The organism is Verrucomicrobiia bacterium, from assembly GCA_035629175.1.
Classification (GTDB): domain Bacteria; phylum Verrucomicrobiota; class Verrucomicrobiia; order Limisphaerales; family DASXHY01; genus DASXHY01.
Genome location: DASPIL010000099.1, coordinates 1 through 26,077, shown reverse-complemented (window position 1 = coordinate 26,077; position 26,077 = coordinate 1). Strand labels below are relative to the sequence as shown.

Sequence of the window (26,077 nt, the reverse complement as noted above, 5' to 3'; positions counted from 1 at the left end):
GAAGAACAGACGCTGGCGGAGCAACGCGCGCAGGGGTCGCAACGCAGCGGGATAAACGTAGGCTGGCGGGATGAGATTGGAGCGCAGCAGGTGCGTGATCTTTTCGGAATCGACGCGATCGTTCTTATTCTTGCCGCCGTGAATGGCTTTGAGGTAGAGGGCATGTGCCAGGACGAACGTCAGACCGGCGTCCAGACAGGCATCGGCAAGCCAGTACCAGCCGAACATGCATTCACAGCAGACGGTCAGGTCTTTGCGATAAGGGGCGACCAACTTGAGGAAGAAGCCGAAGTCATTGTTTTTGACGTTGGTATGGACCAGGATTTTGCCTGAGCGATCCATGACGCAGACGTACATCTGACGGGCATGGAGATCGATTCCGCAGTTGAATTCCGTGGTGGAGGTATAATACTTCATACGCATTGATGAAATGGCGCTGTGAAGCGCCGGGTTAATGTTCCTTGCGGGGAAGTGCTCGAACACTTCTCCGCTTTTTCACCACCGATGATATCACACATCACCGACGGCTTAGATGGGAGTTTCAAGCGGGTCGAGCGAACATCCGCCCTGCGTTGCAGTATGACCGCTGAGTATCATCAGACCGCCGTGGTTGCAGTTGCACGCACGCTGCCGGCGGCTTTCGCTCACCCTTGTCGTTGGACACAGAAGAGACGACGATTATGAAACACGTCATTGTTTGCTTGTTCGTCGGACTATTGGGAGCGGCGGCTGCAAAGTCCGCGGAGCCGCCGATGCCGCTTAAGGATGTTCCAATGAAGTTGGAAAGCCTCAAGATCGACCAGCTTCATAAATACAAGTGGGTGAGCGTAGTCCAGAACGGGACCAACACGGAATCGAAGGACTATGGTGTCCTTGTTGTTTCCAGCAAGTTTGCGAAAAAGAAGTTGCAGTTCCACGATACGATCACTTTGGGAGCTTCCTACAACGGCACGATTTTCGATCGCAGATTGGTCTATCCCGAAGAAAACCTGTTCGCCCCTGAGCAGGCCACTATCGATATCACTGGGGGTGGGAAAACCGTTCACCAGCTTGACTACGAGAAGGGCAAAGCAACGTTCATTGAGTTCTCCGGTGGGACGAATACCCAACAGTGGACATTTGCCGACGGGATGTTGACGTTCGATGCGCTGCTTCGGATTGTCCCCTTGCTCCCGCGAGATACCGGCAGAGTTTACACGTTTCAGGAATATGCGGAGCCATTCCTCTTTCGTACGCATAAAGCAGAACAGAAGGACGGTCCATACACCATTTCGTGCGAGGGAACGGAGAAGGTTACGGTCGGGAAGAGGTCGTACGACTGCGTTCGGTTCAGGCTGGATTTGAAATCGGCGGACGTGCGGACCGACTTTTGGGTGGGTGCGAATAACTTGGTTGTCAAGTTCGTCGACGTGTTGCCGAAGGGTGCAGACGCGAGCTTTTTGGAAGCAACGCTTCAAGAATGAAAAATACCGGGTAGTGCGATGAATGCGTCCAACAAACCGGCTGCACCGAACGCCGGGATCGCGCCTCAGTGGGCAATCGAAAACGATTGGCCCGGCGTCGGTGAGCCGGGACGTTGGACGAAATAAACCAAAACCTATGAAATCAATCAAAGCAGTAGTTGGCATGGTAGCGCTGATCACCCTTGTCAGTTGCGCCAGTCAGACGCAGGACGTTCGGCAAGCCGCCGCTCCGGCCGCAAGTCAGCATTATATGTATGTCGATGGGGAGGTTGGGCAGCCGGGCCCAAAGGTTTGGAATGATGGGATCACCTTGGCAAAGGCGATAGACCTCTCAGGAGGCTTCACCGAAGCAGCTGACAAGTCTCGCGTGCTAGTGACTCGCGCCGATGGTGCCCGGGAGGTATTCGCGATGACAGAAGACGCGAACAGTCCGATGATTAAGCCGGGCGACATGATTCAGGTGAAGAGAGCGTTATCCTCCGTGAGGTAGCGACTACGTCCAACACCTATTAAGCCGGAGACGTCAACAGGTAAAAGGAGTGTGAACCAGAAAGAGTTTTCTTTTTCGTTGGCGGACCTCGGTACGGAAACTCCGTCTTAATCTCAGTTGGCAGCTCGGAAGGGCGGCTTCGCGCGCAGAGGCGCAAGGGCATTCCTGCCATGATAACGGCGACAGTCAGCAAGCGCTTGGTTTGATTGATGAGTTTCTCACAGTTCCTGAAGCTTCCCGTCCTCCCGCCCAGTTCTGGACCGAATACAACGTTCATCAAGCCCTTGGTTTTCGCGTCGCCTTCGTGGAGAAGACTAACCCGCTGGATGCTCCATTGCAGTTTGTCTTGGGGCACTCGTTGCTACAGTTATTCTGTTATTCTTCGCTGTTCGGTGGGCTCGATCGTCGGCGGCTTCGGCTCATGTTCGCTCTTCTTGGGATCGCGGTTCGACATGGCGTAGCAGCTCAGCTTGTCGGACCTGCGATGCGAGGGTATCTGTATCGCACGGCTGGTCCGGATGTTGCGTTTTTGGAGTGCCCATTCAAGGGCGTGCTGCTGGCACGGTATGACGAGACGGGGAACGGCGCAGAGTTGGTTAGGATATTCGAGAAAGATTGGTGGGATTACTACAGATGGTGCGACCACCGCTGGTTCACTCCCGCTTCATTTTGCCACCGCGCGATATTCCCGCCGGGGTTGAGCGAAAAATTAAACACATCGCCCGATTTGAAAAGGCTGGTTTCTGATTTCCCTGTGGCATGTTCAGATATCGAATGCCGGCAGGCCATCGATGCTCTTTTGATTTTTCGCGGCGCGATAGTCTGAAAGTTTTTCGGGACCTTGCATGGCGGCCCAATCATCAAGCGTGCTGCGTTCTTCGCGGTAATCAAAAAATGGCACGGAAAAACCGCACGAAGACGAAACCCGCTGGACGGTCACGTGAATGATCGCACGCGTTCCGGGATTAGCTGGGAAATGGGCGGCGAACTCATCAAACCGCGGGTGCCCAGGGATGACGACCGTGCCGCGCCCATGCAGGCGGACGATTTTGGGAGGACCTTCCAGGGCGCAGAACATGATGAGAATACGTCCATTCTCGCGCAGGTGCGCCACTGTTTCCGCGCCGCTGCCTGTGTAATCCTGATACGCCACTTCCATAGGACCGAGAATGCGGAACGCTTCGCCGCCTTTGGGCGAGGCATTGATGTGCCCTTCTGCTGCCAAAGGTGCTGAGGCCACGAAGAACAATCGTTGCTTCGCGATCCAGGCTGCCAATCCGGCATCAATATTTGCGAGATGTTTACCCATTAAAGTTTTATCCCAGTGTTCGTGAGAAATTTCGGCGGAATTGAGTACTCAAGACGGCTAGAGTGGCGCGAATCGGTGGAGTCATGCCGCAAGTGTGCGCAAAACCGTATGCGCAGCAAGATTTCTCTAGGCACGTGGGGTTTAGAAGCGTGCGTCAACGTTGCGCGCGCTGATCTTGCCTTTTCACGACGATTCGATTAACTGGATTGGTCATGGAGATAAACTTCGCCGCTCTTCAAAAACAGCTGGTCATTGCCGCCATTGCGTGCGGACCGCTGATATCCTTCGCCCAGAGCAACATCGTCCAGAATGGAAGTCTTGAGGTCCTGAGCGATGGGAGCTCCTTTGTCGGCTGGACCTGGAATAATGCCGGCGGAGGGTCGTTTTATATCAACGAGCCAGGCGCTGCACACGGCCGCAACCACATCTACGCCCACGGCGGCGGGGGCTTATGGCAGGATGTTGGGACGGTGCCAGGACGCACTTACCGCGTTCGACTCGCAACAAAGGAATCTGGAAACACCGTGGCGGTCCGATGGAATAACCTCCTTGTCGGCGAAGCTGTCCTGCCTGACGTGCCGTTCTCTCCCTGGATCTACACGAATTTTCTTGTCGTCGCAGATTCCGCAGTGTCGCGGCTTGAGATTGTTGGGACCGCTGGGAATACCGCGCTAGACGACATCAGTGTCGGCTGGATGGAAGAGCCACCTTCACTCACTAAGGCTGTGCCGAGCCGCAGCACGTTTGATGGTGGAACCATCAGCTTCAAGGTGGAAGCGAGTGGCGCGCCTGAACTGCGTTACCAGTGGTATTTCGCCGGCGATCCAATCGCCGGCGGGACCAACGCGGTGCTGCAGATCGTCGATGCCGGCAAAGACCAGGATGGCGAGTACACGGTGGTCATTACCAACGCGTTCGGAGTGGTTCAAAGCCTGCCCGCAACGCTGCTGACCCATCGGGTTCCAAATGCGCCGTGGATCGTGTCGCAACCTCGCAGTCAGCAATTGCGCAGCGGCTACTATGCGGCGTTCTATGCAGTTGCAGTGGGCCGCGAGTCTTTGTCGTATCAATGGCGATGGGAAGGAACGAACATTCCCGGCGCGACCAATGCCTCCTACGCGATAAATCCTGTCACCCCTGCGCATGGGGGAGCTTACTCGGTCGTTGTGAGCAATCATTTCGGGACGGCATCGAGCACGGACGCAATACTGGAAGTGGAGACTGGGAGTGGCGGCGGCTATGTGAATTGGAGCAACATCAATTGGATGGGCGACCCGCCTGACGCCCCAGTGTTTGACGTGGACGGGGTTACTCGGCTCGAGGGGCCAGATTTTCTCGTGCAGCTTTACACGGGTTCAACGCCGAACGCATTGCATCCGGCGACGCAGCCGATCGAGATTGGGTCAGGCGAGCTGGCCGGTTATTTCGAACCGCCATTTCTTTCGATTCCTGATCGACTTGCAGGCCAAACTGCGCACGTGCAAGTGAGAGCGTGGGACCGCAACAAAGGAGGGACTTTTGAGGAAGCGCGGGCTCGAGGCGGCCGCACTGGATCTTCAGAGGTTCAAACGGTAGTTCTTTCGAGTCCACATGTTCCGCCCGGGGCACTGGAAGGTCTTCAAAGTTTCAGCCTGGAAGCGGGTGAATCACTGTTGGCGACCGCCAAGTTATATTGCGGCGGAGAGCTTCCGGGCGGCAAACGCGAATGGCTGCTGGTGGGTGACGTTGATGCGCAATATCTCGTTGAGCGTCGCACCCCGCCAAACAACTGGGAGAATCTTGTGGTCGTCACGAACCAGACAGGGACGGTCACGTTCGTCGATACAAACGCCAGCAATGCTTCCGTCAATTTTTATCGCGCCAGGATATTGAATCCTTGATCAATGCAGATCTCTGCTATCGCAACGACACAGATCCGAGGCGCCTGGATAGCTTCAACCTGGCGTCGCAACCGGCTGCCGTAGCGCAGGTTTGCGATAGCCGCTAAAAACTGCACTCGTAAATACCTGTTGCCTGGAGCGACTCCTGCGCGATGGAACAACCGTTCGTTGAGATCAACGTCAGCGTCGTGTTCACCTTTTCCTGATATGAAGTCGGAAGGCCGAAGACGTTGCACGACGGGGTGCCGTTGTAATCGGGATTCACGGTGACGAAGTAATTCAACACGGTGCCGCCCGTGACCACGAGCGGCGGAGCAGGGGCCTGCGGAATCCCTGGCGTGAAGGCGCCAATCGTGGGTGCCTGCGGTCCCGTGATGGGACTGCGGCCGCGCACGAAATACGTCAGGTTCGGAGGAATGGTGGTGACGGTTAATTGGTGGGTTCGAACCGGCGGCGAAGGAAGCGCGAACACGTTCACAGTCGTGCCGCTGACCGATGCGCTGGGCGCGTTGTCTGGATTCAACGCCGCTGCGATTTGTATCTGGCTTCCGTCATCGACGAATATGAAATTGGAATCGACGACTTCGACTATTGTGTTGGTGCACAAGCCGTTTGCTACCTGCGGCGATTCGATCGTCATGGTCTCCTGGAAAAGACCGCACGGCAACGCGGTGATCGGCGCGAGGGGTGTGCATCCGGCTCCGCCGAGCGTAAACTCAATGACAGCCGTTTGTCCGGGTGCGAGGGCGGGCGTATTCGTGACTTCGCAGTCGAAGACCTGCTGGCTCGGCGCGCCGGGCACATATCCGGCGGTGCCGCCGACGGCGACAAACGTCATGCCGTGCAATTTCTCGCGGACTGTATAACCGCCGGCAATAGGAATCGCGCTGTTGTTAATGATCGTGCGGCGCACGGTTAACGGCAGGTCACCTGAGACGAGCACATCCACGGAGGCGTTGATCCCGAAGCCATCGACGAACAACGTTTCAGCAACGGCATTCATTCCACCCTGCAAATACGCAGGTTCTCCTGCCCACCCGAGGATCGGGGGCGTGTTCCCGAGGCTGAGAACACGGAAGAAGGCATTCGAGCCTGTGACAGCAAACTGTGCGAAGCGGTCGCACAGCAAGCCGCCTGTGTTCGCCCACGACGCTGGCGTCAGGCTCGCCGTTCGTTGCACCTGATACGGAGGCAAGCCGCCGTTCCACTGCATCAGAAATGTGCCTGGCGGTGTTCCAGTCAGTGTCACTGGCGCGACCTGGAGCGGCAGAATTGCCGTCGCCGTTCGGGTTGGGAGGAATGCCGTTGCGAACTGCAGGTCTGCGTCGGCCCCCAGAAGATTGGTTGTCCACGACCATGCCGCGATCCATTGGCCGCCGGCACCGAGCGCCACATGCGGGCTGAAGTCATCGTTCTCATCGATGAATCCGTCGGTATTCAATGGCGCGGGAGGTGTCCACGTCGCTCCGTCGTCCGTTGAAAAAGAAATCTCGATGTCCCGTTCGCCGAGCACGCCAATGTTGCCACCGAGGTCAGGCGAACTCGAATTCCACACGACGACCCAGCGGCTGTTTCGATCTGAAAGGATTTGCGGCGATTGGTCGTCGCCAATGTCGGTTGCCGCGTTAGCATGCAGCGGGGCAGGGGAACTCCAGGTTCCGCCATGGTCGGTTGAGCGGGCAAACAACACATTGAAATTGGTGGCAAGCATTCCGCCCAGCGTGCCTTCGGAATGCCACACGGCGATCCATGAGCCGGCGCCGTTCGCATCGATTTGCGGCGAATAATCGTCGTCATCGGGCGCGTCACTGGCGGCGTTGCTGTTCAGCGGCCGCGGCATTGTCCAACTCGCCCCGTTATTGGAGGAATACGCAACCAGGATGTCGTCGTCTGTGCCCAGGTGGTAACCCAGCCCCGTTAGTTCAGCGTTCGACATCCAAACGGCGATCCATCGGCCGTCGCGATCGGTCGCGATCTGCGGTTCAAAATCGTCGCCATCATCGTTTGCCGCGTTTGCATTGAGCGGGGCAGGGGCAGACCAGGTTTCGCCGCCGGCAGAGCGCGATACAACGACATCGAAGTCGGATCCATACGCGCCAGCAGTTCCCCATACGGCAATCCAGTTTCCCGCGCGATCGGTGGTAATCGCGGGACTGAAGTCTCCCACGGCATCGCTGGTTGCGGTGGAGTTCAACCAGGTTGCTGCAGACCAATTGATCCCATTGTTCGTGGACACGCAAAAAAGAACATCGCTGTCGTTGCCGGTTTGATTGTTTAGCGTGTCGCTCGAACTCCAGATTGCGATCCAGCGTCCTTTGCCATCCGTTGCGACCCTTGCATCGCGGTCCTCGCCTGAGTCGTTCGCTGCATTGGAATTCAGCACGGCGGGCGCAGACCACGTGACGCCATTGTTCGTTGATCGGCTGAACAGGATGTCCAGGTCTGTTCCCGTGTTGCCGTTGAGGTTCTCATTCGACATCCAAACCGCGATCGCATTTCCGGCGAGATCTGTTGCGAGCCTGGGCGAGAAATCGGCACCTGCATCGGTGGGTGCGTTACTGTTCAAGAACTTTGGAGAACTCCAGAGCAATGGATCGAGGATGCGAACGAATGCGATATCCTGGTCAGTTCCGGAAGATGACGGCGCGCCCGACCACGCGACAATCCATCCGCCGTGTTCGTCTGTAGCAATGTGCGGCGAACCGTCCTCCGCTGTATCCGTCGCTGCGTTGCTTGCGAGCGGTTGAAGGCTCCGCCAGGTGCCGCCTTGGTCAATTGAATAGGAGGCCAAAATGTCCTGGTCCATGCCCGTGGCGTCATTGAGAGCATATTGCGAGTGCCACGTCGCGACCCAAACGCCGGCTGCGTCTGTTGCGATGGAAGGGAAACTGTCGAGCGCGTTGTCTGTTCTGGCGGATGCATTCAACGCAGCGGGGGAAGACCACGTCGCTCCGTGATTCGTCGAACGCGAAAAGAGTATGTCCTGGTCGGTGCCGATTGTGCCGCCGAGGCTTGAACCCGATTCCCACGCAACAAGCCACCCTCGCTGCCGATCCGTCCCGACGATTGGATTGAAGTCCTCGCCATTGTCGGAGCTGAAGTTGGAGTGAAGCAGCGCGGGAGCGGACCATGTTGCGCCGTTGTTGAGCGATTGCGCCCAGGCGATATCCGCGTCGCCGTCGCCGCTTCCTGCAAGATCCTCGTTTGAGGACCACACAGCGAGCCAGCGTCCGTGGCGATCGGTCGCGAGACTGACGTTGAAATCGCTGCCGCCATCGGAGCTCGCGTTGCTATTGAGCGGAGCGGGACTGTTCCAGGTTCGGCCGTTGTCGCTGGACCGAGCCAGCCAGATTTCCTGGTCGTTGCCAAATGCGCCGCCACCCGTGCCATGCCATGAAACAATCCAGTTGCCGTCACGATCGGTCGCTACAGCAGGGCTGAAATCAGCCCGCGTGTCCGTGCCCGCGTCCGTATTGATTGGGCGGGGGGCGACCCAGGTAACTCCGTGATCTGGGGACAACGCGTAAAGGATATCCGGATCAGTGCCATTGGTGCCGCCGGCGTTCTCGTTCGAAGACCAGACGGCGATCCACCAGCCATTCGTGCCCACCTGAATCTGCGGCGCGAAGTCGTCGCCCGTGTCGGTATTTGCATTCAGATTGAGCGTGCGAGTTGCGGACCAATGAATTCCGTTCGTCGAAGTCGCGTAGAAAATGTCGGCGTCGACTCCGGCAGTGCCGCCCAGGTTTTCACGCGAGGACCAAACCGATACCCAATGGCCATTGGAGTCGGAAGCGATTCGCGGCGAGAAGTCATCGCCTGCGTCAGTGCCCGCGTTGTGGTTCAGTGCCAGGGGAATGCCAGGTCCAAACTGGCTGTGCACAGGCAGGATGCTCGCGCAGCCGAGCAGGAAGGCCGGCAGCAGCCAGGGACATAAACAATTACTGCGGTGATGTGAATGCGGGGTGATGGACGGCGGCAGGACGTTAGTATTGATGCGCATAACGGACCTTTCCGATTTACGAACGTGGTGGGTGCGGGCAATTCCAAGCGCAATCGCGGAAAAACGTCAAGCCGGGACTGCGGCGCCGGAGCGCCGAGTTGCAGTTGGCTTACGACGATGGAACGCCGATCGGGTGCAGAGTGCGAGTTGCATTTCGACCGTGCGGGGAGGACCAGCGCTCACGAATTCCGCGCGCCGAGCAAAACGGGAGCGAAGAACCGATACGACTGCAAGTCGGCGCTCCGTTTGGACATTGAGCGTTTGGTCAGATCGCGAAGTCCGCGTCGTCCACTTTCACGCTTTCGCTCGGTGCCATGAGCATGCCAGCTGCAACAGTCGCATTCGTGCCGGGTTCAATCAGGATGAATGAACCCGTGAGGCGATTGTTGTAATAGCCGTCGTAAACGAGAGGCTTGGACGTCTTGAGACGAACCACGCCGATGTCGTTCACGATCAATTCACGCGGCTGCGGCTCAGCATCGAACGTGGACACATTGATCCGGCTTTCAAGGCTCGTGATCATGCATTGCACGGTCTGGGTCGTATGCTTCAGCAGGTATTTCTTTCCTTGCTGCAAAGGCCTGATGTTCATCCAGCAAACCCGCGCATGCAGATCGGAGTTCAAGCCGGGAAGATTTTCCAGCCCGACGATTGTGTCTCCGCGGCTGACATCGAGATCGTGTTCGAGACACAGCGTAACGGACTGCGGCGAGAAGGCTTCATCGGTCGGGCCTTCGTAGGTCCAGATGCTTTTTACCGTAGTTTTGAGTCCACTCGGAAGAATCAGGACCTGTTGTCCTTGCTTGATGATGCCCGCCGCGATCTGTCCACTTAAGCCGCGGAAGTCATGCAACTGGGCGTTCGTGGGATTGTTCGGGCGATTCACCCACTGCACCGGAAACCGGAACGTGCTGAGATTCCAGTCGCTCGCGATGTGAACGGTTTCCAGATGGTTTAGCAATGTCGGGCCGCCGAACCACGGAGTGCGGGTTGAGGGTTCCACCACGTTGTCGCCGTTGAGGGCGCTGAGCGGGATGAACTTCACGTCACGAAAAACGTCGAGCTTGGGCAGAAAACTTTCAACCTCTTCGCGGATTTCAAGAAAACGTTCCTCGCTCCAGTCAACGAGATCCATCTTGTTGACGGCAATCACGAGATGCGGAATGCCGAGCAGCGCAGCGATATACGTGTGGCGCCGCGTCTGTTCGATCACGCCCTGGCGGGCATCAATCAACACCACCGAAAGATTCGCAGTGGAGGCGCCTGTCACCATGTTGCGCGTGTACTGCACATGGCCGGGCGTATCGGCGACGATGAACTTGCGCTTGGGCGTTGCGAAATAGCGGTATGCCACGTCAATCGTGATGCCCTGTTCCCGTTCGGCGCGGAGGCCGTCTGTCAGGTTGGCGAGGTTGATCTGTCCGCCGCCCGTGATGTCAGCGGAGCGTTCGAGCGCCTCGAGTTGATCCTCCATCAGGTTTTTGGAATCGTACAGGAGCCGTCCGATCAGGGTGGACTTTCCGTCATCAACAGATCCGCACGTGTTGAAGCGCAGGATCTCAATCGTGTGAGAAGAGAGTGGCATCAGAAATAACCTTGTTTCTTGCGATCTTCCATTGCCGCCTCGGAAGACTTGTCGTCAGCGCGGGAACCCCGCTCAGTCACGCGCGCGGCAGCGATCTCGGCAATGATGTCGTCGACTGTGTTGGCCGGAGATTCAACCATGCCTGTGCTGATGATATCGCCGATGGTGCGGACGCGGACGACGAGTTCCTGCATGACATCGTTGGGCTTGAGCGGCAGCAAATCGCTGACGGGCAGCCACTGGCCATTACGGCGGACGCATTTGCGTTTGTGGCTGAAGTAAATGCTGGGGACCTCCAGTTGTTCGCGCTTGATGTATTGCCAGACGTCCATCTCCGTCCAGTTGCTCAACGGGAACACGCGCATGTGTTCGCCGGGATTGACGCGCGCGTTGTAAAGATTCCAGATTTCAGGCCGCTGGTTTTTTGGATCCCATTGGCCGAAGCTGTCCCGGAAGCTGAAGAATCGTTCTTTTGCGCGGGCTTTTTCCTCGTCGCGCCGCGCGCCGCCAATGGCGCAATCAAATTGGAATTCCTCAATCGCCGCGAGAAGCGTGGGGATCTGCAAACGATTGCGGCTGATCTCGCCGGGCGTCGGTTCGATGCGGCCCTGCGCAATCATGTCGGCAACCTTGCGGACGATCAGCTTGCCGCCGAGTTCCTTGGCGCGCCGATCACGGAATTCGTTCAACTCAGGAAAGTGATGGCCCGTGTCGATGTTCAGAAACGGCATCGGGATGTCGGAAGGGCGGAATGCCTTTTCGGCAAGGCGCAGCAGGCAGATGGAATCCTTGCCGCCGGAGAACAGGAGGCTGGGCCGTTCGAATTCGGCGGCCACTTCGCGCATGATGTGAATCGCTTCCGTTTCCAGATACTGGAGATGGTCGAGGAAGTAGGGGATCTTGGTTGATGGCATGCGTTCGCGACCTGACGTGTCCGGATCTGACGGAAGCGCTACAGACGGGCTCACCGCAAGAATTCCTGTGGATTGGCTCATAGGTTCAACTTTGAATCACGCTTTCACCGCAGCGGCACCCCAGGCGGCGTGCAGGCCGCACTCCCGTTTTTCATCGGCTTTTGCCGGGTCGAAATAATCCCACTCGTTGGGGAGCTGGTGTTCCTTCAGGTAGGTTTCCATCTGCGCATCGGTCCAGTGGAAGACGGGGCTCACCTTCAATGCACCGAAATTGGAATCCTGTGAAACAATGTCAAGCCCTGCGCGGTTGGGGTTCTGAACTTTGCGCAATGCGGTGATCCAAACTTTCGGCGCCAGTTCACGCATGCCGCGCTGAAAGGGTTCAAGCTTCATCAACGCGCTGAATTGCTTCAAGCCTTCCTCGTCTTCCGGCGAAGGAATCTCGCCGTGAATGGCGTCGCGATGCGCGGGCGTGAGCTTCGGCAGATACGGTTTTAAGTTCAGTTTGAGCTGCTGGCGCAAGGCTTCAGCGTGCTTGTAGGTGGCGGGACGATTGTAGCCGTGATCGACCCACAGGACTGGAATGGTGGGCTGCACCTGAACACACAGGTGGAGAACGACGGCTTCGTAAGGGCGGAAGTTCGTGGAGACGATTGCGTTGCCGTTCGATTGGGAAATTGCCCAGCGGACAATTTCCAGCGGCGACTTGTCCTGCAATTCAGCATTCGCCTGCGCGATCTGTTGAGAAGTCATTGGAGCAGTTGTGTAAAAGTTGGACGCAAGCCGGACCTGTTCCTCAGCTCACGCTCACCGCGTGGGTGAACAGCGTGCGATCGCACCAGTCGCCAAACCGTTCGCCGGGATTTCGTTCCGCAACAAACCGTTCCAGGACGGGGCGCAGTTCAGCCTCGATTTCAGGATCCTTGACCACATCCTTCCAGATTCGATTGAGCCGCGTGCCTGCAACGTCGCCGCCAAGCCAGAGTTGATAACGTCCAGGCGCCTTTCCAACGAAAGCGATTTCGGCCATGTAAGGACGCGCGCAACCGTTGGGGCAGCCCGTGGAGCGAATGATGATTTCCTCGCCCGCGATGCCAACTTCAGCGCAGAGTTTTTCAATGCGATTAATCAGCGAAGGCAGCATGCGCTCCGATTCGGCAAGGGCCAATCCGCACGTGGGCAGGGCAGGGCACGCCATGGAAGCCGCGTGCAGCACGGTCGCCTGATTGTCGGTCCTGATCCCGTGAGTTCCCAGCAAGGCATTGATTGCGTCCTTGTCGGCATCAGGAATTCGCGTCAGCAGAATATTCTGGTTGGTTGACAGGCGAAATTCCACATGCGGGAACTGGTCCGCGACGGCGCGCAGAGCCGATTTCATGTTATGCCCGACGCTGTCCTTCACGCGGCCGGTCTCGACATACAGCGTGAGAAACCAGGTGCCATCCACGGCCTTGTTCCAGCCATAAAGATCGCTGGTCGTGGTGAATTCGTAAGCGCGGGCGGCTTGCAGTTCGAATCCCGCGCGCTTTTCCACTTCCATGCGCACCCACTCAGCACCGCGTTCGGCGACTACGTATTTCAGACGCGCGTGCTTGCGGTCCGTGCGATCGCCAAAGTCGCGGTGAATCGTAAGTACTGCCTTCGCGACAGGAATCACCTGTTCAGGCGTGACAAAACCAATGACGTCGGCGAGCCGCGGATACGTGGCTTCGTTGCCATGGCTTCGGCCCATGCCGCCGCCAACAACGACGTTGTAGCCGAGCAACTGGTCATTCTCCACAATTGCGATGAATCCGATATCGTTGGTCAGGATGTCGACATCGTTGACCGGCGGAATGACAAACGCGGCCTTGAACTTCCGCGGCAAATAGGTTTTCCCATAAAGGGGATCGACAAAACCCCGACTGGTTTCGGAATTCAGGTCGAGCTGCTCTCCATCGATCCAAATGGAATGATACGCCGTGGTCTTGGGCGCCAGCTCCATTGCAACGCGGTGGCAATCCTGGAATACCTGTTCACGCGCTTTCGTGTAAGCGGGTGTAGGCGGTGCCAGCACATTGCGGTTGACGTCACCGCAGGCCGCGAGCGTGGACAGCAGCGACTCATTGATGGCCTTCACCACGGGGCGAAGTCCGGATTTCAAGATGCCGTGGAACTGGATGCTTTGCCGCGTCGTGATGCGCAATGTGTTGTTGCCGTACGTGGTCGCTAGATCGTCGAAGACCCGCCACTGGGAGGATGTCATCACGCCGCCGGGAATGCGGCCGCGGACCATCATAATGTATTTCTTGCCCGTCTTGCGAAGGTCGCGATCGTCCTGTTGGTAGGATCCGTGAAACTTCAGAAACTGATTGTCGTCGTCCGAGAAGTGATCCGCCGCCGGATCCGATATAGTGGCTGCAATCGTGCCGGCAAGCGTAGGGATCGCCTCCTTGATCGATTCGTTATGCGTCAGTTTCGCTGGTGTTTCCGTAATCACGAGTAAAATGGTTAAGTTATGTATGATTATCAGCTTGGCGCCTGATCATTGTCAAATCCGTTCTGCACTTTGGCCCGCAAAGCTTTTTCCCTAGCAAATCGATTTCGGAATTACCAGTCTGACGTTCGGTTGCCGCAGGCTTGATCTGCGGCGGCGGAAAACATGACGCAGCAGCAAACTTTCTATTTCGACAACAACGCGACGACCCGTGTGGCACCGGAGGTCATCGACGCGATGACTCCCTTCTTTCGCGATTTGTGGGGAAATCCTTCGAGCGTCTATGGGTTTGGGCGGCAGGTGAACCGCCATATTGAGAAGGCGCGCGAAAAGGTCGCGGCGCTGATCAATGCCGAACCACGGGAAATCGTCTTCACCAGCTGCGGAACCGAAAGCAACAATTCTGCGATTCATAGCGCGCTCGTCACCCATCCTTCGCGGCGCCACATTCTCACCACGGCTGTCGAGCACTCCGCCAACATCAAGTTCTGCGCTGCGTTGAAGAAACAGGGTTACGACATCACGCTGTTTCCCGTGGAGCCTGACGGCAGTCTCGACATTCATTTGTTTGAGAAAGCGATTCGTTCCGACACGGCTGTGGTTTCCGTGATGTGGGCAAACAACGAGACTGGCGTGCTGTTCCCGATCGAGGAGCTCGCCGCAATTTGCCGCAGCAAGGGCGTGACGTTTCACACGGATGCCGTGCAGGTTCCGGGGAAGTTGAAGATTGATGTGCAGGATCTCGGTGTGGACATGCTTTCGCTGTCTGCGCACAAGTTGAATGCGCCGAAGGGCGTGGGGCTGTTGTACCTGCGCCACAAACTAAAATACGCGCCGTTTGTCACGGGCGGGGGACAGGAACAGGGACGCCGCGGCGGGACGGAAAACGTTCCCTACATTGCCGGATTTGGCCGCGCCGCGGAACTCGCGATGGCGCATTTGAAAGACGAAAACACCCGCGTTCGCGCAATGCGGGATCGCCTGGAAAGCGAAATGTTGAAGCACGTGAGTGGAACAGTGCGGAACGGTTCCAAGCAGAATCGCCTTCCGAACACGGCCAACCTGTCGTTCAGTGGAATTGAAGCCGAGCAGCTGCTGCTCGCGCTGGATCAACTCGGAATCTGCGTTTCAAGCGGTTCGGCCTGCACTTCGGGTTCGCTCGATCCCTCGCACGTATTGATGGCAATGGGATGCACGGCGGCTCGCGCCCGTGCGAGCATTCGATTCAGTTTTGGAATTTACAACAACGATGCCGAGCTCGATTACCTGATCAAGCACCTGCCCGGTGTCATTGCACGTTTGCGCGGCCAGACGGGCAAGGCCCGGGATCTCGCGAAGGTGGCGTGACTGGAAAAAAAAGACGAAGCGATAGCAGCGGCGTTCGGATTCACAGGTCACGCTTAACGCCTGCCGCTGTCGCTTCGAAATCAATGGCCGCGAGGAGGCGCGGCTTTGCGTTTAAAGACCTCGCTTGGATCAGCGAGGTTCAAAACTGAAAGGTCAAGACCGGTTCCGGGTTCCCGTTCGCGAGCCATCTTCATCTGTTCCGCAATCTTCTCAGCGGCCGGCATTGCGAAATACTTGATGGCGCCAACGCTGAGTTCCGCCCGGAAGATCACCACCAGGAGGCAGTGCTCATCCACGCAGAGCGCGAACATGCTGAAATTTTCGCCCTGTTGATAAACGCTGTTGAAATTGGTTTCGTTGACCAGGTTGGCAATGGTCTGGTTCGCCAGGTAGGCGCCCGATGCCAGCGCAGCGATCGTGGTCAGGTCAAACTGCCGCGCGTCGCCCTGGTGCGTGATCAGGAATCCGCCCTTGTCGATGATGATCGCGGTGGTTGCCTCCGTGTGCTTCAGCAACTCCCGCAAGGCCGCGTCGACCTGCTGGATATCCTCCTCGATAAGTTGGGGCAGAGTAGCCATGTCATGCGTACTGCGGCGATCCCTGGTTGATAAACTTGTTCAACAGCATGCGCGTGATCATGTTCAATGACTCGAACACGCCCTCGCACTTATGCGCCACGGAGGTAAAGGAAGGCACCTGGAGATCGCGGTTGTTGAGCAGAAATTCCATGTATTCAATCGGCGCGACATTGGGCAGGTCCCGCTTGTTGTACTGCAGCACGTAGGGAATTTCCGAAAGGTTCAGCTTCAACGAGCGCAGGTTCTCCTCGAGGTTTTGGAAACTCTCGACATTTTCTGACATCTTCTCGTATTGCGAATCGGCGACGAACACGACGCCATCGACTCCGCGCAGGACCAGCTGGCGGGTGGTGTTGTAGATCACCTGGCCGGGAACGGTGTAGAGCTGGAACTTGGTTTTGAACCCCTTGATGGACATCGCCTCGATCGGCAGGAAGTCGAAAAAGAGCGTGCGATCCGAACTGGTCGCGAGGGAGACGAGCTTGCCCTTGTTGCCCGCGGCGGTCTGCACGTGATCGTGAACTTGCACTAGGTTGGTCGTCTTGCCGCCCATCGCGGGGCCGTAATAGACGATCTTGACCTGCAGTTCCTTGGTTGCCTGGTTGATGATTGCCATAGTCGATTATTGTTTTTTGCGGTCCAGCTGGGCGGCGAGCGCAGCGAGTTGAGCGGTGGGAAGTCCCTGTCCGGCCCTGCCGTAAGCGGCAAAGTAGATCGCGTTGACCCGGAATATTTTCCACGGAATGTTGCCCACGGTGAAGTTAAGGTTGTTCAGATCGCCCATGCGCAATTCCTTTGTGCATTGGCTGACTTTCCCAAAAATCTGAGGCAGGAACGCCGCCATCGTGTCGCCATTCACATCGGGCGGCAGCTTGCTGGCTACGCGCAGTCCGTCTGGAAGTGCAACGAGCGCGCCCACGACGCCTTCGAGTTGAGAGGCGCTCGCGACGACTTCGTTGGGCGTTGCGTGGCGCGACAGAAAGTTTGTCTCGACTGGATTGCGGCGGAACGCTGTTTCATCGACGCGCGCGGCGTCCGACGATTCGCTCCAAACGTAATAATTGGTGTCACCCGGATTCGGCTGTGGAACTGTTGCGGGCGCGGGGGCGGACGGTGCCGGCACGGGTGCTGGAACAGGAGCGGCCATCGGTGCGGCTGCGCGTTCGCCTTCGGATTGTGGAAAGCCAAAGAACAGGTTCGGAATCTTCTCGTCGATGGCCACCTTCTGCTTCGGCTTCATCACGTTCTTCTGGTAGGCCAGAAACAACGGTGTGATGACTTTCAAAGGCAGCTCGAGCGAAGTTGTGTCCTGCGCTGAAGCCCGCGGCGAAGGCATTGGCTGAATCCACGAACGAAGGGTTTTCCACGGGAAAGAAACTTTTCCGCGGCGCATCGCAGCTTCAAGTTGATCGACCGGCACAGCAATGCTCGCAGTCTCGAGGTGCTGTTGGGTCAACTCCTCTCGAACCGCGTCGGGCCACGATTCAGTCACGGCGGCAAGCGGCATGGTGAGCGTTGGAACATTTCGTTCCGCAAACGCAGCGGCGGGAGCCTGGGTTGCCGCGGCCGTTGTGGGTGTGACAGGCTTCGCAGGAACTGCGGGTGCCGCGGGTCCTGAGGGCGCTGCCGTTTTGTGCGCGCTATTCGTGAGGCCGATGGAACTGCCTAGATTGCGAAGAGCTGATGACACCGGAATTGGGGTGGCGTGCAGCTGCTCTTCAAGCGCAGGCGCTGCTTCCGGCGCTGGAGCCACCGGCGCGACGGGCGGAATTTCGGCCTCCGGCGTAAGGGACACAGGCGGCGCAACAGGCGCTGGCGCAATCACAGGTGTGGCGCGCGTGGGCATTGGAGCAAAACCTCCGCGCGATCCCAATACAGGCTTGGACGGGGCGCTGGTGCGCGGCAGGTGCGATGTCTGATGTGACGTCGTGGACGAAGGTGTAGTCTGCGCTGCAGGAAGCTGCGGTTTTCGCGCAAAGGCGAAGCTTGTTCCGGGCGGCAAGGTCTGCGCAGCGGGTGCGGCTGGCGCGGGCGTAATGGTTCTTTGGGTGGCAGCTGTTTGTGCTGCAAACGCGAGTGCGTCGCCGTGATCACCAAACGGACTCACGATTTCCGGAGGCACTTCAACTTGTCGCTGATCCTGCCGGCGGGATAAAAGCGATGTATCGAGACGCGGGAGGATTTCACTGAGTGGCAAGCTCACGAGCGTCTGATCGAGTTCGGGCGAGGGCAGGAACAACGAGGGCGCCGCCGCCCGAATCTCCCCAAAGCTCACCTTCACGGCCCCCGTCGGCAACTGAGCCAGCACATTATCAATGGCAACGGACAGGGTTACATTTCCGAGGTTGGTGGGCCGGACCCGCGCTTTCAGTTCAGCGGGAAGGACACTCAGAATGGAGATTACTGGAACGGCGATCGAGTTTCCCGACGCATCTGCAGCGGGTATTGGGGGCGCGGGTGCGACCGGAGCGGCCGTTCTGGCAACAGGTGCGCGGCGCTGAAAGGACGTTCCTGCCGTTGAAGGACGAACGTCCGGGGCTGACACGGGTGGTTGCCCCGCCGCTTGTGAGTCGTCCGCTTCACGATGCCGGAAAATATTTTTTATAAAGCCAAACATATCGTCTCTTCAGGATCTTCTGCTCTTGCGTCGTTCCTTCGCTCGGGCAAGAAGTGTGCCAGTAGCGGAGGTTTCCCAATCTGCTGTATCGCCACCTTCCAAGCTGGATGGCGTGGAACGCGCGGGCGGCTCTAGAAATTTTCGGCAGAGTTCAAATGCGGCGAAGAATGGGGCGTGATGACGGGTGGGTGTTGTCCCATCGCTAGACTGCATGTCCAGCGAAGCGCCCGGTTTCTAGCGTGGTGTGTTTGAAGAAGCGATGGAGCGGTAACACGTTGAGCCAATCTTCGTGCGCGTAATTTAAGAAATTGGCAGAATCCGAGGTTCTGGCGGAATAGTGAATGCTTTGATTCAACCGAACGCCAGGTTTGGCGATATCGCTACGTTCAGCTTTTTTATGGCATCGCAACACAAAGTCCTGCTTCTGGATGACGATCCGGAGTTGCTGGAAATGTACAAGGACATGCTGCGGCATTTGCCCAGCAATCCCGAAGTGCATACATCCACTTCTGGCCCGCGGGCGCTGGCGTTGCTGGATGCGGAACCTTTCCGGCTGCTGATCTGCGACCTGAAGATGCCGAAGATGGACGGGTTGCAGGTGCTCGCGATCGTGCGCCGCCGCTTTCCTGAACTGCGAACAGTCGTCATGACTTCGTTGCAGGATGAGGAATTCCGTTCGCGGGCATACGCGCTCGGGGTGGACCTGTTCTGGCTCAAGCCGGATACACACCAGAACATGCAAATGTTCCTGGAATGCCTTGAATCGCTCCTCGGACGCGATCACGAGGGCGGTTTCCGCGGCATTCAAAGCAAGAGCCTGATGGATATCATCCAGATGGAGTGTCTCTCCCAGAGTTCGACGCTCATGCGTGTCACACGCGGTTCGCTCGTGGGAAAAATCTGGATCCTTGGTGGCGAATTAATTGATGCCGAGGCTGAAGGTGCGCGCGGTGAGGCGGCGTTCAGGCGAATTCTTGATTGGAAATCAGGCACCTTTGAAAACCTTCCCGCTGAACCCGATCGCGAGCGAACGATTCATAAATCTGTAAACGGATTGTTGCTTGAAATGGCGCAGGCGATGGACGAGGACGCGAACGCAGGCGCAGGGACGCTCGAAGAAAACGATCATCGGAAAACCGTCTGGCGTCTTTCTGCATTGACCCGTGAGGGCGCGGAGTGGGTGGTGACCGTTCCTGAGAAAGGCGAGGCGCAAGGGTGGGGCACTCAGTCGGCGGATGAATACGCAAAGTGGGTGAGGCAGACACTGCAGGTGTGCAGCCGGCTTTCCGAGCGCATTGAAGCGGGCCCGCTGTCGCATGTCCACGCTCGCAGCCTGGAGCGCAGAATGGTGTTGCTGCCCTGGCCGGACCGTTCATTCCTTGTCGCATGGCCGCTCGATGCGGAGCGAGGCCACCTGCTGGACCAAACCAAAAAGCTGACGGCATCATGGGATTCCTGAATTTCTTTTCCAGATCTGCCGGGGGTGTTCAAAAGCTTCCTTCCGGCAGCTTCACCGTGGACCGCGACGGAAACATTGTTGCCACGACGGTGTCATCCTCCTACCCGGCGGATCTCCTTGTTGAGATTGCCCGCGAGGTGCTGGGTCTCTTCCGCGAGGCCCGGCTGGCGCAGGTTCCGCTCACGGAGTTCAACCTTAATTTCGCCAGCCTGCAGATCACCGCGAGAGAGTTGCGCGGCGGCGCCATTGTATTTCTCTCGCCCAAGACCCAGTCGCCCACCCCTTGAATTTCGTTATGAGCACATCCAAAAAACTCGAGCAACTGATCACACAGATGGAGAACTATCTGGAATGCTGGAAACAGTTCAACGGGTTCGTAAACCTCGCGCGCACCAAAAAATTCGGAGTCGAGGACGAAAATCAGTTTCTCGAAGTGAAGAGCGTGCTGATCCAGGAGCTGGAGCTGATCCTCGCGTCGGTGGAAGTCGCGTCGCCAACGAAGGATGAAGTGCATACGCTGATCGGCAACTCGCCGTCGCTTCGGTATCTCAGCGAAATGAACGACGGCGCCCTGCGCAACGTGGAGAGCCAGTGGCACAAGATCTATATTGGCTGGCACTCGATTCTTGGCCAGTTGAAGGTCAAGCAGGGACAGGAAGACAACAAAGGCACTTTCTCAGGGTTGCTGGGCAAGAAAAAATAGCGCGCAGAACGCGTTTCCGCGGCTGCCTTTAACCTTGTTTTCAAAGCGGTTTTCCCGTTTTTACAGCGCATGCCTGAATGGATCGCTGTTGTGCTGCTTGGAATTATCGAGGGGATCACCGAATTCCTCCCCGTGTCTTCCACCGGCCATCTGCTGATCGCACAGCGCTGGCTTCCGCATCAAACCGACCTCTTCAATGTTGTCATTCAATGCGGCGCCGTGATTGCCGTGTTGCCCCTGTTTCCTGAACGGCTTCAGCAGTTCTTCCTTCGATGGCGTGAACCGGAGACGATTGATTACCTGCGTAAAATAGCCGTCGCTTTTGCGATCACGGGAGCCGGCGGCTTCGCGCTGGAGAAAATGAATTTCAAGCTTCAGGATGAAGCTGTTCCCATTGCCGCTGCGCTGATTGCCGGGGGTGTGCTTTTCATCCTGTTGGAGAAGCGTTTGCGCGGACGGGTCTTGAGCGGCCAGGTCACGTGGGCAGTGGTGTTCGCGGTTGGCATGGGCCAGTTGCTCGCCGCGATTTTTCCCGGAACGTCGCGATCCGGCGCAACGATCCTGATGGCCCTCCTTCTGGGACTCAACCGGCCCCTGGCAACCGAGTTCTCTTTTCTTGTGGGCATACCAACGATGCTGGCGGCCGGTGGTTATAAGATTTTGAAGGCAATGCAGGACACGGAGGGATTGCCCCAAAATTGGGGAATGGTGATCCTGGGCACCATCGTCTCCGCAGTCGTTTCATTCGCAGCAGTGAAGTGGCTGTTGCGCTACGTTCAGACACACACGTTTGAGGCTTTTGGATGGTACCGAATCGGCCTGGGCGTGATTGTCCTGCTGATTGCGCTCTGATAAGTTACGGTTTCTCGCGCAGCCATGCCGCGAGTTCAGGCGCAACGGCGCGTATCTCCTCCACAGCCAGATCACAGATGCGGGAAGCGCCGAGAGGATTCAGGTGCGTGTTGTCTTTTTTGCCTTCCGGAATGGCAGCGTATTCGCCCGCTTCCACCCACATAAAAAGCCGCTTTGAAAGCTCGGGGCCGAGCGCTTCAACGAGTATTTCGGTTCGTCGCTGAAGATCGAGCAGTGGAACTTTCTGTTCGGCAGCTGCCTGTCGTGCGGCAGCGGAGTAATCGCCATGGGTGTCCATCAACTCTGTGTCGTTCGTGAATGCGCGTCGAATAATCGGCGTGGCCAGGATCGGCCTGCCACCTTTTGAGCGCGTTTCATTCACATACCGCGAAAGGTTCTCCTTGAACGTTCCCATCGGATCAGTATGCCGGGCAGCATCAGCTTTCTGATCATTGTGGCCGAACTGAATGATGACGTAATCGCCGGGCTTCAGTTGCTGCATGACGGGATCCCATCGGCCTTCACTGCGGAAGCTGCGCGAGCTCCTGCCATTCATTGCGAGGTTTTCAACCCGGACCTCCGGCTTGAAATAGAGCGGCAGGAGCTGTCCCCAGCCGCGTTCGGGTTGGGCTGGGGTCAGGGGTTTGTTGGCCATCGTCGAGTCGCCGATCATAAAGATTGTCGGACCGTGGGCTGTGTGGAGTCGCGGATTTTGCGCCGTGCGGCACGCGCACAAGGCCAGAAGAACGATCGCCAGGGCGGCAACTGGAACACGTTTCAACATGGGCAAAGGATAGCAAATTCGGAGTTTTGTGAAATAAAACACTGCCGTCCCATAGCGGAGGAAAATGTGATGAAACTTCTCCGTTTTCGGGGGAATACACCATCCCGTCGGCAAACGAGGTTTAGAGTTTTCCAAACCTGAGCGCTCCAGTGCGTCCCGACAGCACGTAAGCAGGCAATGCTGTCCACACTTGCGGTCGCAGCGCGTTGGCACCGTGGCCCCAGGAAAATCGATTCGAGAAGTGGACGGCAAAGTGGGGCATTCGTCGCAAACAGCTCAACGCGAGTTGAGACCATACCTATTTTCTCAAGCTCCTGGTGTTCCTGATACAATCTAGATGCGTTTGCCTTGTTTCGGACGCTGAGACCTTGACCCTTGGAAGTTTTTCGGCAGATTTTCCACCGTGGTGATCTCTTTACGTTCCCGTGAGATCAATGGTGGATTTTGCAACGCCCCCTTTGGACGGATTGATCCATGTTCCGGGCTTCTTTACGCGCCGAAATGCATGTCCGGGCAATGGACCGCCATTCGCCATGTTGAATCAAAATTATCCGGGCGTTGCTCATGCGGCAAGGATCTGAGTTGCCTGCTGGAGTTGAAGCGTTGAAGGAGTTGCAGGCGGCGCGCGTTCCTTGTACACGGCGATCAGCCGCGGGTGCTTGGCCGGTTTCTTCGCAGATATTCGATTGATGAAATGCCGGGTTTGTGGAGCATTGTGCGGGGCGATATTCGGTTGAGGGACTTTTTACGATTGGTTTATGACAAGCACGTGGCGTAACCAGATCACTGGCGCGAAAGTGGAGGGCGCGTGCAGTTTCGTGCGCCGGGTTTTTTCCCGGCTTCCGAGTTGTCGGAGCGGCGTCTACAGCCACTTCGCTGAGTTCTACCGTTGGCCGTGACACAATGAACGCCTCGGAGAGCATTGACACGATGATTCGCAGGGACCTTGCACCCTTCCTGAAAACGTTCGGGTTTCGCCGCCGCGGGAACTGTTTCGCCAGAGCCTTTGCCCACGGTTTTGACCTTTTCGGCGTGCAGAAAAACCCATGGGGAACGAAGCAAGCCACCAGCTTTACAATCAACCTGGGCATCTGCTGGTCCCGTGCCCAGGAGTTGCTTGGGCGGCCAGTTGATAGCATGCCGTTTACAGACTCGCACTGCACTGTCTTCCGCCGCGTTGGGTGGGTGATGCCGGAGCATCGCGATTTTTGGTGGCGAGTCAAAGCCGACACATCGTTGGATTCGGTTCAGCTTGATCTTCTGGAGCGGGTGGATCGTTATGTCATGCCTTGGTTCGATTGGGGACACGACATCACTCACTCTCTTCAGCTTGCTCAGGAGTACAAACTGATCGATTTCATCGCAGCGCTCGAAAAGGTCAGAGAGGAGATCGGCCAACCAAAGGCAGGAGAGGAACCGCTTCCCGGCGTTGCAGTTTAAAATTCTGGACAACTTGAACAGGAGCATGAGCAGGCCGGCGGAACACGCACCGGCAATCGCAAGCCTCGGCGCCCCAAACAAAGGTCCGACGCTGCGGAACCAGTTGCCGAACCCAGCCGCCTTGGCCTGGCGCAAAAGGGCCGCGATATCCTGGTTCACAGCAATGGGGACGGCCGTCCAGTCAACGCGATGCAGGGATCTCGAGAGGGTGTCGATTTGTCCTATTGGGATCCTGCTTCGAATTGGGTTTTGGAAGTATATTCAAACGTGGCGCGACACACGGAAGGGGACGTTGGATGCGGCTCAAGGTTGCCCGCAGCCGCATTCAATTTTCTTGGCGTGCTCCTCATCATGCGTCAGCTTGGCGTTACTACATCAATATTTCACGTGATAGCCCTTACGCTGAACCATCAGGCAGCACAACCGGTCCATTGGGCGAGGCTCAGTTTGGTCGCGGGCAGGCGGAGCTTGGGCTGCCGGAGTTCAGACGTATCATGAAGTCGCTGCAATGAACAAGTCGCGGAACAAGATCACTCGTGCGAAAGTGGCGCGCGCATTTTTGATTACTGGACTTTATGGCGCCGCGGTCGCAATCGTTGCGTCCTGAGCGTCGGGTCCCTGAGCGTCGTCTGCACATGAAGAAGTGTCCTTGGTGTGGTAAAGATTACCCGGACGAAACAAACACGTGCGCGATTGACGGACATCCGCTCGAGGCTGTTCATCCGTCCGCATCTCCAATCCAGCGCGAGGCTAGAACTATCCATCAGGGTGGCCCAATTATGGACTCCAAGTCAGTCAAGCGGCCCAAGGGAGTCTGGATCGTCACGCTTTGGATGGCTCTTTCTGCCGGGCTACTTCCGATTGTTACGGCACTGTTCATGTATTTCGGTCCGCTACAAGAGGAACGCATAATGTCTGCGTCGGGTCTGGCCCTTTCGCTTTCGATCGCGATCGCCATAATAGGATCTGCAGCCTACGCTTGGCTCGGATTCGCCTGGGCGCGTATCGCGCTGATCGCATTCGCTGTTATTCACTATGGTTTGATCGCGCATAACCTTTACAGTTTTTGGCAGAGCGGCGTTCTTCCAGAGTCGCGGCACATTTTTGTTTGGACGCGCATGGTGCGAGCACTGATTACGATGACTGCGATCGTGCTGTATTTAATCTTGAACCGAAATGCGAAGAATTTTTTTCGACATTACCGCCAGTTGGCCTAATCAACCGCTGCATCGCTTATGAAGATTGTCAACCTCATGCGAACGTGAAGTTTGATTTTTTTTTCCGGAGCGTTATGGCCGCGCAGCGTAACCAAGTGAAGGGAAGTCGCACGCGGAGCGGTTGGATCAGCTTGCTGGAAGCGTCCATCGCAACTAAATAATTGCCAGCGACGCAAGATTTCACGCCCTACAATCGCGTCACGACCGCGGCCGCCCCGGCGGCGAGTTTTGGGGGTCGTCCCCCCGTCGCCAGTTCGTCCGGTCGTTCGCGCAGCACGACGCTGCCCACCTCGAATGCGAGGACGCCTGCGCTACAGCCACCATACTTTCCAATGTGCTCCCGCAGTGTTTCTCGTTAAGCGTCTCGGTCCCCGGCAAACTTCAGAAGAAAATCCCAATCGTGACACGGAATAATGGTCGAAAAATCATGGCTAAACACATTTGTAAGCCTCCAAAAACGACGTCAAAGGCTGGCCAAAGAAGTGCATGAGGGAACCCGGTTCCTCGAAGCGGTTGAAGTCGCCTACCTCACCAGGGTCATCCCGGTCAATAACTGCTCGCCACGCGGGGGCGGTCGCCGAATCAGTAATCCTGGACCCGTCGCTCAGGTGCGGGATGCGACCCGTTCGAAGCGGCAGCTTACCCCGGAGAGTTGACGGCATACTTGCGCTTTCCCTTTTGACATCCGCCGCCCTTTGCGTCAATTTCCGCCACATTGCACAAAACACCTGTGATTCCCCGCAAGTGATGTGTGATTGAGAATCGAAATGGGCAAGGCTCTGGTTATTGCGGAAAAACCGTCCGTCGCCGGCGACATCGCCAAGGCGCTCGGCGGCTTCAAAAAGCAGGATGATTATTACGAGAACGATCAATACGTAGTTTCGTCCGCCGTCGGCCATTTGCTCGAACTCATTGCGCCTGAAGGCGTTGAAGCCACCCGGGGCAAGTGGACTTTCAAGT

The 26,077-nt window shown here is 57.2% G+C and carries 24 protein-coding genes; 13 read left to right on the top strand and 11 right to left on the bottom strand.

Going from position 1 to position 26,077, the window contains the following annotated elements:
- Positions 1-417 (bottom strand): transposase (locus VEH04_18320; GenBank protein HYG24730.1); only part of this gene is annotated, 417 nt, incomplete at its 3' end.
- Positions 418-680: 263 nt separating this feature from the next.
- Here VEH04_18320 and VEH04_18315 point away from each other — a divergent pair.
- The 3 genes from VEH04_18315 (at position 681) to VEH04_18305 (ending at position 2,779) form a co-directional block, all read left to right on the top strand.
- The gene (locus VEH04_18315) at positions 681-1,463 is read left to right on the top strand and encodes a hypothetical protein (protein ID HYG24729.1); all 783 of its coding nucleotides are present in this window, start codon (positions 681-683) and stop codon (positions 1,461-1,463) included.
- Between the two features lie 136 nt (positions 1,464-1,599).
- Entirely contained in the window at positions 1,600-1,953 is a 354-nt protein-coding gene (locus VEH04_18310) for an SLBB domain-containing protein (GenBank protein ID HYG24728.1), read from the top strand.
- 202 nt (positions 1,954-2,155) lie between these two features.
- On the top strand, positions 2,156-2,779 hold the full coding sequence (locus tag VEH04_18305; GenBank protein HYG24727.1) for a hypothetical protein: 624 nt from the start codon (positions 2,156-2,158) through the stop codon (positions 2,777-2,779).
- On the opposite strand, the gene VEH04_18300 is transcribed toward VEH04_18305, so the two are convergent.
- A complete protein-coding gene (locus tag VEH04_18300) occupies positions 2,717-3,262 on the bottom strand; it encodes a pyridoxamine 5'-phosphate oxidase family protein (GenBank protein ID HYG24726.1) in 546 nt (181 codons plus the stop codon). The two genes, VEH04_18305 and VEH04_18300, sit on opposite strands and share 63 nt — an antisense overlap.
- A 212-nt stretch (positions 3,263-3,474) precedes the next feature.
- Here VEH04_18300 and VEH04_18295 point away from each other — a divergent pair, with 212 nt between their 5' ends.
- Positions 3,475-5,142, top strand: coding sequence for an immunoglobulin domain-containing protein (locus tag VEH04_18295; GenBank protein ID HYG24725.1), 1,668 nt, complete (start codon positions 3,475-3,477; stop codon positions 5,140-5,142).
- A 103-nt stretch (positions 5,143-5,245) separates the two neighbouring features.
- Here VEH04_18295 and VEH04_18290 read toward each other — a convergent pair whose 3' ends face one another.
- The 5 genes from VEH04_18290 to VEH04_18270 all read right to left on the bottom strand — a co-directional run bounded on the left by VEH04_18290 (position 5,246) and on the right by VEH04_18270 (position 14,123).
- On the bottom strand, positions 5,246-9,145 hold the full coding sequence (locus tag VEH04_18290) for a sialidase family protein (GenBank protein HYG24724.1): 3,900 nt from the start codon (positions 9,143-9,145) through the stop codon (positions 5,246-5,248).
- Positions 9,146-9,410: 265 nt separating this feature from the next.
- Positions 9,411-10,730: a GTP-binding protein gene (locus tag VEH04_18285; protein ID HYG24723.1), complete on the bottom strand. Its 1,320-nt coding sequence runs from the start codon at positions 10,728-10,730 to the stop codon at positions 9,411-9,413.
- The gene (gene cysD, locus VEH04_18280; protein HYG24722.1) at positions 10,730-11,644 is read right to left on the bottom strand and encodes a sulfate adenylyltransferase subunit CysD; all 915 of its coding nucleotides are present in this window, start codon (positions 11,642-11,644) and stop codon (positions 10,730-10,732) included. The genes VEH04_18285 and cysD overlap by 1 nt, the downstream gene beginning before the upstream one ends.
- A 96-nt stretch (positions 11,645-11,740) precedes the next feature.
- Positions 11,741-12,397, bottom strand: coding sequence for a phosphoadenosine phosphosulfate reductase family protein (locus VEH04_18275; protein HYG24721.1), 657 nt, complete (start codon positions 12,395-12,397; stop codon positions 11,741-11,743).
- A 43-nt stretch (positions 12,398-12,440) separates the two neighbouring features.
- Positions 12,441-14,123 (bottom strand): NADPH-dependent assimilatory sulfite reductase hemoprotein subunit, encoded by a 1,683-nt coding sequence (locus VEH04_18270; protein ID HYG24720.1) that lies wholly within the window; start codon positions 14,121-14,123, stop codon positions 12,441-12,443.
- A gap of 162 nt (positions 14,124-14,285) precedes the next feature.
- Between VEH04_18270 and nifS the strand changes: the two genes are divergently transcribed.
- The gene (nifS, locus tag VEH04_18265; GenBank protein ID HYG24719.1) at positions 14,286-15,467 is read left to right on the top strand and encodes a cysteine desulfurase NifS; all 1,182 of its coding nucleotides are present in this window, start codon (positions 14,286-14,288) and stop codon (positions 15,465-15,467) included.
- Between the two features lie 80 nt (positions 15,468-15,547).
- On the opposite strand, the gene VEH04_18260 is transcribed toward nifS, so the two are convergent.
- From VEH04_18260 to VEH04_18250, 3 genes are read right to left on the bottom strand one after another with little or no spacing between them, the layout of a single operon-like run.
- Entirely contained in the window at positions 15,548-16,045 is a 498-nt protein-coding gene (locus VEH04_18260) for a roadblock/LC7 domain-containing protein (GenBank protein HYG24718.1), read from the bottom strand.
- 1 nt (position 16,046) lies between these two features.
- On the bottom strand, positions 16,047-16,661 hold the full coding sequence (locus VEH04_18255) for an ADP-ribosylation factor-like protein (protein HYG24717.1): 615 nt from the start codon (positions 16,659-16,661) through the stop codon (positions 16,047-16,049).
- A gap of 6 nt (positions 16,662-16,667) precedes the next feature.
- Positions 16,668-18,662: a roadblock/LC7 domain-containing protein gene (locus VEH04_18250; protein HYG24716.1), complete on the bottom strand. Its 1,995-nt coding sequence runs from the start codon at positions 18,660-18,662 to the stop codon at positions 16,668-16,670.
- A 397-nt stretch (positions 18,663-19,059) separates the two neighbouring features.
- On the opposite strand from VEH04_18250, the gene VEH04_18245 reads away from it, so the two are divergent.
- The 4 genes from VEH04_18245 to VEH04_18230 all read left to right on the top strand — a co-directional run bounded on the left by VEH04_18245 (position 19,060) and on the right by VEH04_18230 (position 21,676).
- Entirely contained in the window at positions 19,060-20,121 is a 1,062-nt protein-coding gene (locus tag VEH04_18245) for a response regulator (protein ID HYG24715.1), read from the top strand.
- Positions 20,109-20,408 carry a hypothetical protein gene (locus VEH04_18240; protein HYG24714.1) on the top strand — a complete coding sequence of 100 codons (300 nt, stop codon included), beginning with the start codon at positions 20,109-20,111 and terminating at the stop codon, positions 20,406-20,408. Before VEH04_18245 ends, VEH04_18240 begins: the two co-directional genes overlap by 13 nt.
- 8 nt (positions 20,409-20,416) lie before the next feature.
- A complete protein-coding gene (locus tag VEH04_18235) occupies positions 20,417-20,824 on the top strand; it encodes a hypothetical protein (GenBank protein HYG24713.1) in 408 nt (135 codons plus the stop codon).
- 69 nt (positions 20,825-20,893) lie between these two features.
- Positions 20,894-21,676: an undecaprenyl-diphosphate phosphatase gene (locus tag VEH04_18230; GenBank protein HYG24712.1), complete on the top strand. Its 783-nt coding sequence runs from the start codon at positions 20,894-20,896 to the stop codon at positions 21,674-21,676.
- Positions 21,677-21,680: 4 nt separating this feature from the next.
- Here the strand turns inward: VEH04_18230 and VEH04_18225 are convergent, their stop codons facing one another.
- Complete coding sequence (locus tag VEH04_18225; GenBank protein HYG24711.1) at positions 21,681-22,460, bottom strand: rhamnogalacturonan acetylesterase; 780 nt, start codon at positions 22,458-22,460, stop codon at positions 21,681-21,683.
- A 655-nt stretch (positions 22,461-23,115) separates the two neighbouring features.
- Between VEH04_18225 and VEH04_18220 the strand changes: the two genes are divergently transcribed.
- From VEH04_18220 to VEH04_18205, 4 genes are all read left to right on the top strand, one after another.
- The gene (locus tag VEH04_18220) at positions 23,116-23,238 is read left to right on the top strand and encodes a sugar transferase (GenBank protein ID HYG24710.1); all 123 of its coding nucleotides are present in this window, start codon (positions 23,116-23,118) and stop codon (positions 23,236-23,238) included.
- A gap of 125 nt (positions 23,239-23,363) precedes the next feature.
- Entirely contained in the window at positions 23,364-23,900 is a 537-nt protein-coding gene (locus VEH04_18215; GenBank protein ID HYG24709.1) for a DUF4304 domain-containing protein, read from the top strand.
- 635 nt (positions 23,901-24,535) lie between these two features.
- A complete protein-coding gene (locus VEH04_18210; protein ID HYG24708.1) occupies positions 24,536-25,117 on the top strand; it encodes a hypothetical protein in 582 nt (193 codons plus the stop codon).
- A gap of 767 nt (positions 25,118-25,884) precedes the next feature.
- On the top strand, positions 25,885-26,077 hold a 193-nt coding region (locus tag VEH04_18205), incomplete at its 3' end, for a hypothetical protein (GenBank protein HYG24707.1).